Origin of the sequence: Halorhodospira sp. 9621 (assembly GCF_022228055.1) — a bacterium.
Taxonomy (GTDB): domain Bacteria; phylum Pseudomonadota; class Gammaproteobacteria; order Nitrococcales; family Halorhodospiraceae; genus Halorhodospira; species Halorhodospira halophila_A.
The window spans coordinates 72,138-78,389 of record NZ_JAJNRD010000011.1 but is presented as its reverse complement, the minus strand read 5'-3'; the positions used below and the strand labels follow the sequence as shown (position 1 = coordinate 78,389).

The 6,252-nt window shown below is 63.5% G+C and carries 5 protein-coding genes and 2 tRNA genes; 2 read left to right on the top strand and 5 right to left on the bottom strand.

What is annotated here, in order from left to right; translation table 11 throughout:
* Positions 1-292 precede the first annotated feature (292 nt).
* The gene (locus LRF89_RS07320) at positions 293-1,093 is read left to right on the top strand and encodes an NF038132 family protein (protein WP_238634415.1); all 801 of its coding nucleotides are present in this window, start codon (positions 293-295) and stop codon (positions 1,091-1,093) included.
* Between the two features lie 406 nt (positions 1,094-1,499).
* Positions 1,500-1,667 carry a hypothetical protein gene (locus tag LRF89_RS07315; RefSeq protein WP_238634417.1) on the top strand — a complete coding sequence of 56 codons (168 nt, stop codon included), beginning with the start codon at positions 1,500-1,502 and terminating at the stop codon, positions 1,665-1,667.
* Positions 1,668-1,729: 62 nt separating this feature from the next.
* Here the strand turns inward: LRF89_RS07315 and LRF89_RS07310 are convergent.
* The 5 genes from LRF89_RS07310 to alaS all read right to left on the bottom strand — a co-directional run bounded on the left by LRF89_RS07310 (position 1,730) and on the right by alaS (position 6,249).
* Positions 1,730-1,806 (bottom strand) — tRNA-Arg (locus LRF89_RS07310).
* Positions 1,807-1,857: 51 nt separating this feature from the next.
* Positions 1,858-1,947 (bottom strand) — tRNA-Ser (locus LRF89_RS07305).
* 49 nt (positions 1,948-1,996) lie between these two features.
* Complete coding sequence (gene csrA, locus LRF89_RS07300; protein ID WP_201171118.1) at positions 1,997-2,212, bottom strand: carbon storage regulator CsrA; 216 nt, start codon at positions 2,210-2,212, stop codon at positions 1,997-1,999.
* A 123-nt stretch (positions 2,213-2,335) separates the two neighbouring features.
* Positions 2,336-3,586: an aspartate kinase gene (locus LRF89_RS07295; protein ID WP_201171121.1), complete on the bottom strand. Its 1,251-nt coding sequence runs from the start codon at positions 3,584-3,586 to the stop codon at positions 2,336-2,338.
* Between the two features lie 71 nt (positions 3,587-3,657).
* Positions 3,658-6,249 (bottom strand): alanine--tRNA ligase, encoded by a 2,592-nt coding sequence (gene alaS, locus LRF89_RS07290; protein ID WP_201171178.1) that lies wholly within the window; start codon positions 6,247-6,249, stop codon positions 3,658-3,660.
* Positions 6,250-6,252 lie beyond the last annotated feature (3 nt).

Below are 6,252 nucleotides of genomic sequence, written 5' to 3'. Positions count from 1 at the left end.
GGCGGCGAGGGGCTGTCCTCGCGCGACATCGTCACGCCGGCCGGCGGGGGCGGCGAACGGGGGTTTTGTTGAAACGCGCTCTCAGGTGTCGGCGAATTTTACACCCAGCACGCCCGCAACCGGGCTACCACTTGCCCGAGACACTCACTACCCCGGTTCCCGCCGCCCTTTCAGGGTTGGCCCACCAATTGCTTGCTATTCGCACCCCCGGGGGGAAACGAGTCGATTCACTCACATTGGTAAAGGATGAAACCTTCTGATTCCAGACAGCGCATGAGAAGTGGAGGCGATCATGAAGACGATCACAAGGGTTCACTGGAGCGTGGGTATCGCCACTTTGGTCGCAGCGGCCGGCCTTAGCGGCACGGCGATGGGAGCCCCCATCGATTTATCGGGATGGACCACGGAAGGCAATAGTGGCACTTCCGGGGCCGACGGGGTAGTGGATTTATCGCCATTCGGTAGCAGCGAGTACGGGTGGATCTCCACCGCCAACGGTGTCGATCAAGACGGGCTCGGCGCTGGAAACGAGACCACAGGGTCCCTCATCACCTCTCCGAATTTTTCAGCAGGTGCCGGCGACGAATTGAGCTTTTATTTCAATTACGTAACATCTGACGGTGGTACTTTTACCGACTACGCCTGGGCACAGATACTTCCCGTAGGTGACGATCCGATTCAGCTGTTCTCCGCACGCACAACCCCGGAAGGCAACACCGTGCCCGGGTTTAACTTGCCGGAGCCCGATGTCGACGTAACCCTCGATCCGGAAGAGACACCGGTGATCGGCGGCGCACCCGACTGGTCCCCGCTCGGGGATAGCTCCGGAAGCTGTTGGGATGAGGGCTGCGGGTACACGGACTGGCTCAATGCGTCCTACGAATTCGAGGATCCCGGAGAGTACGCCTTGGAATTCGGCGTTGTAAACTGGAACGATACCCAGTTTCAGTCTGGCCTAGCCTTCGATGGTGCCACGATCGAAGGCGAGGAGATCACGGCACCGGTCCCTGCACCCGGTGCGCTAAGCCTAATGGCGGTTGGCTTTGCGGCCATGGGCCTGACCCTACGCCGGCGCCCGCGCAATCTCTATTAAACGAAAAAGGCCTTTGACCTCCGTGCGACCAAATCGATACATCGGGGGGGGCGCCCCCCGGTGTATCTTGGCGCTACCCCTTTTCCTTACCACCCCCCGAGCCGGTTGTACGTTTCCGATTGACCCCCGCAGGTCGACTACCGGCGCTACGCCCAGAAGCTGCACATGCTCTTCGGCAAGGCGCGGCTCGATCAGATCAAGCCCCATCACATCGCCAAGTACCTAGACAACCACCCCTACCCGACCACGGCCAACCGGGAGATCGCCACGCTCTCGACCGCGTTCAACCACGCCCGGCGCTGGGGCATGGCCGGGGTACCCGACACCAACCCCTGTCAGGGCATCCAGCGCAACCGGGAGCAGGCGCGCCGAGCGCTACCTGGAAGACTGGGAGCTGCGGGCGCTGATGGCCGCCTCCGGCCCGCAGCTTCGGGCGATCATCGAGGTGGGCTGTCTCACCGCGCTGCGCAAGTCCGACCTGCTGCGCCTGACCCTGGCCGCTCACTCGATTGGCGAGACCACCGAGACCTACGTGCGGGCGAGGGATAAAGTGATCGTGGCGCCCACCCGGTGAGTGCCACGTCCAAGGAGGATGGCAGACAGCCTGGCCGTTTTGGCAGACAATCTGCTGTAAGTTGGCGCGCCGGGGAGGATTCGAACCCCCAACCTTCTGATCCGTAGTCAGATGCTCTATCCAGTTGAGCTACCGGCGCTATAAAGCGCTTTATTCTGCCGTTGACTGCTTGCCGAGTCAACCGTTGTTTTGGCGGAGAGAGAGGGATTCGAACCCTCGAAGGGCTTTCGCCCTTACTCCCTTAGCAGGGGAGCGCCTTCAGCCACTCGGCCATCTCTCCGTAGGGTGCGTACCTTAAGGGATAGACCCCCTCCCCGTAAACCCTCGAGCTACTGCGAATCGGCACCCTGCCCAGGGGCCGCCTCCGGGACATCGCCATCCTTCTCGTGACGGATCCGCTCATAGATCTCTTCACGGTGCACGGAGACATCCCGCGGCGCATTTACACCGATTCGCACCTGGTTACCCTTGACCCCGAGCACCGTCACACTGACATCGTCGCCGATCATCAGCGTCTCGCCCACTCTCCTCGTGAGTATAAGCATCGAACTTGACTCCTTGATTATGCCACCGCTACCGGCGCCTCTTGAGCGGGCGGCCGCTTCGCCCTCCAGGGCGGTCCGGGACCTAGCCGTCACCCCTTTCCGCCCCGAAGGACCGAAACTGCGCTACTCGTCGGAGAGACCCTCAAGCTCGGCCACGGGCTGGACATCCAACTCAAAGGCCTTGTGCAGGGCGCGCACGCCAAGCTCCAAGTATTTCTCCTCGACAACCACCGAGATCTTGATCTCCGAGGTTGAGATCATTTGGATATTGATCCCCTCGTTGGACAACGCACGGAACATGGTGTTCGCCACGCCGGCGTGGGAACGCATCCCGACGCCGACCAGGGAGAGCTTGACGATCTTGTCATCGCCATAAACCTCCCGGGCCCCCAACTGTTCGGCGTTGTCCCGGACCAGATCCAGGGTGGCCTGATAATCGCGCTTGTGGACCGTAAACGTGAAATCCGTCAGCCCCTGCTGGCTGATGTTCTGGATGATCATGTCCACTTCGATGTTCGCGTCGGCCACCGCCCCGAGGATCTTCGCCGCGATCCCCGGCGTATCCGGCACCCCGATGACAGAGATCTTCGCTTCGTCGCGATTGAACGCAATACCGGAAATCAGCGGCTCTTCCATTCCCTCTTCCTCGTAGGTGATGAGCGTTCCAGGCCCTTCTTCGAAGCTGGACAGCACCCGCAGGGGGACGCGGTACTTGCCGGCGAACTCCACGGCCCGGATCTGCAGGACCTTGGAGCCTAAGCTGGATAGCTCCAGCATCTCGTCGACCGTAATACGGTCCAACCGCCTCGCCTCGGGCACGACGCGCGGGTCGGTGGTGTAGACCCCATCCACGTCGGTATAGATCTGGCACTCGCTCGCTTCCAGTGCAGCTGCCAGCGCCACGGCCGTGGTATCGGAACCGCCACGGCCCAGCGTGGTGAGCGCGCCTTCCTCGTCGACACCCTGGAAGCCCGCGACCACCACGACACGTCCCCGCTGCAGATCCTCTTGCAACGGCTCAGCATCGATATCGAGGATCCGCGCCCTGCTGAATGAGCTGTCGGTCAGGATCCGCACCTGCGCACCGGTGTAACAGCGCGCCGGACAGCCGATCTGCTCCAGCGCCATGGTCAGCAGGGCGATGGTGACCTGCTCACCGGTGGACAGAAGCACGTCCACTTCACGTGCCGGAGGATCGGAGTGGATCGACTCGGCAAGCTCGACCAGGCGATTGGTCTCACCACTCATCGCGGAGACGACGACGACCACGTCCTCTCCGGCCTCGCGGCTAGCCTTGACCTTCTCGGCCACTGCCTGGATGCGCTCGGTCGTCCCGACCGAAGTTCCACCGAATTTTTTGACTACCAGCCCCATGGGCATTCCTCAGCTAGCAGGGGCGCCTCACCCTCCTATTGAAAGCATTATAGGATGGTTATTAGACGCCATTAAGTCAAGTTATCCTTAATCCAGGCTTCCACAGAAGCCAACGCATCATTGACGCGGCTTGGGTCTTTCCCGCCCGCTTGGGCGAAGTCCGCCCGTCCTCCGCCACGCCCCCCGACCTGGGCGGCGACATGATTAACCAGATCACCGGCGGAGAGGCGATCGGTCAGGTCCTTGGTCACGCCCGCGACCAACTGAACCTTCTCGCCCTGGACCGCCGCCAGCACGATCACCCCGCTACCGAGCTGGTTCTTGAGCTGATCCAGCGTATCCCTCAACCCCTTGCCACCCCCCTCAACGCAGGTGGCCAGGAAGCGGACACCGGCAACCTCGCCAGCATCGTCTAGCAGTGACCGACCGGCCTGGGTCGCGAGCTTCTGCTTGAGGCGCTCAATCTCTTTCTCCTGCTCGCGGGCGCGCTCGCTGAGCTGCTCGACTTTCATCACCAGGTTGTCGGGACCCACCCGCAACAGATCCGAGAGGCGATTGAGTCGCTCCTCGGCCTCTTGGACCCAGCCAAGGGCACGCTCACCGGTCAACGCTTCGATACGGCGCACCCCGCCGGCAACGCCGGTCTCGTCAACAATCTTGAACAGACCGATGTCACCGGTCCGCGCGGCGTGGGTGCCGCCACAGAGCTCCCGGGAATAATCACCCACCGAGATCACCCGCACCGTATCCCCGTACTTCTCACCGAACAGGGCCATGGCCCCAGCCTGCACCGCGTCCTCGTAGGCCATGTTCGCGGCCTCGACGGGGTGGTTGGTGAGGATCTCCTCGTTGACGCGCGCCTCGATTCCCGCCAGCTCTTCGCGCGACGGCGCCTCGTAGTGGGAGAAATCGAAACGCAGCCGGTCCGGTGCCACGAGAGACCCCTTCTGCTGGACATGGTCGCCGAGGACTTCGCGCAGGGCTGCGTGCAGCAGATGGGTGGCAGAGTGGTTGCGCACGGTCGCTTCGCGAGTCCCGCGATCCACCCGAGCGGTCACTTGGTCCCCCACGCCCAGCTGGCCCGCCTCAAGCCGCCCCAGGTGGCCGTGGGCGTCTCCCTGCTTGACGGTGTCCTCTACCCGGAAGCGTAGCCCGTTGGCCAGGATCTCGCCGCGATCGCCCACCTGGCCACCCGATTCGGCGTAGAACGGGGTCCGGTCAAGAACCACCATGCCCTGCTCACCAGCCTGCAGCTGCTGCACCGAGCGGCCATCCTGATACAGGCCGGTCACCGAGCCGACATCCTCCAGCGTCTCGTAGCCAGTAAAGCGACTCTCCCCGGCATCGACCACTTCTTCGCGGGCACCGCCGAACCGGCTCGCCGCCCGCGCGCGCTCGCGCTGCTCGGCCATGCGCGCCTCGAAGCCTTGATCATCCACCTCCAGGCCGCGCTCGCGGGCGATATCGGCGGTCAGGTCCACCGGGAACCCGTGGGTGTCGTAGAGCTTGAACACGACCTCACCGTCGATCACCCCGCTGTCGCTGCCCGAAAGGTAGTCGTCGAGCAGCGCGAGACCGTCCTCGAGGGTCTCGCGAAAGCGCTTCTCCTCCTGGAAAAGGATCTTCTCGACAAACTCCCGGCGCTCGCGAAGCTCAGGGAACGCCTCCCCCATGACCGTGTCGAGCGACTCGACCAGGCGATAGAAGAACGGCTCATCGATGCCCAGCTGGTAGCCGTGACGCACGGCCCGGCGAATAATGCGTCGCAGCACATAGCCGCGCCCCTCCGTGGAGGGCAGCACCCCGTCGACGATCAGGAAGGAGCAGGCCCGGATGTGGTCGGCGACCACCTTGAGCGACGGCTTGCGCCGGTCGGCCACCCCGGCGATCTCGCCGGCAGCATCCAGCAACGGCGTGAACAGGTCCGTCTCGTAATTATCGTGAACGCCCTGCATGACCGCAGCCAGACGCTCCAGCCCCATGCCGGTGTCGATGGATGGGCTCGGTAGCGGGTGCAGATTGCCCTCGGCGTCGCGGTCATACTGCATGAAGACGAGGTTCCAGACCTCGATATAGCGGTCGCCGTCTTCGTCCTCGGACCCCGGCGGACCGCCCGCAACCTCGGGGCCGTGGTCGTAGAAGACCTCGGAGCACGGACCACAGGGGCCGGTATCGCCCATGGACCAGAAGTTATCGTGGGCACCGATGCGCCGGAAGCGCGCCGGATCCACGCCGATCTCTTCCAGCCAGATCCGCGCCGCCTCGTCGTCGTCCTCGTAAACCGTAACCCAGAGCCGTTCGGCCGGAAGGCCGACCACCTCGGTGAGGAATGTCCAGGCGTAGCGGATGGCATCCCGCTTGAAGTAATCGCCGAACGAGAAGTTGCCAAGCATCTCGAAGAAGGTGTGGTGCCGGGCGGTGTAGCCGACGTTCTCAAGATCGTTGTGCTTACCGCCGGCGCGCACGCAGCGCTGGCTGCTCGCGGCCCGCTGGTAGCCGCGCTGCTCCCGCCCGAGAAACACCTCCTTGAAGGGGACCATCCCGGCGTTGGTAAAGAGCAGCGTCGGGTCGTTGGCCGGCACCAACGGCGAACTCGGCACGACCTCGTGCCCCCGCTCCCTGAAGAACTCCAGGAAGGCGGCGCGCAACTGCGCCGATGTCATGTT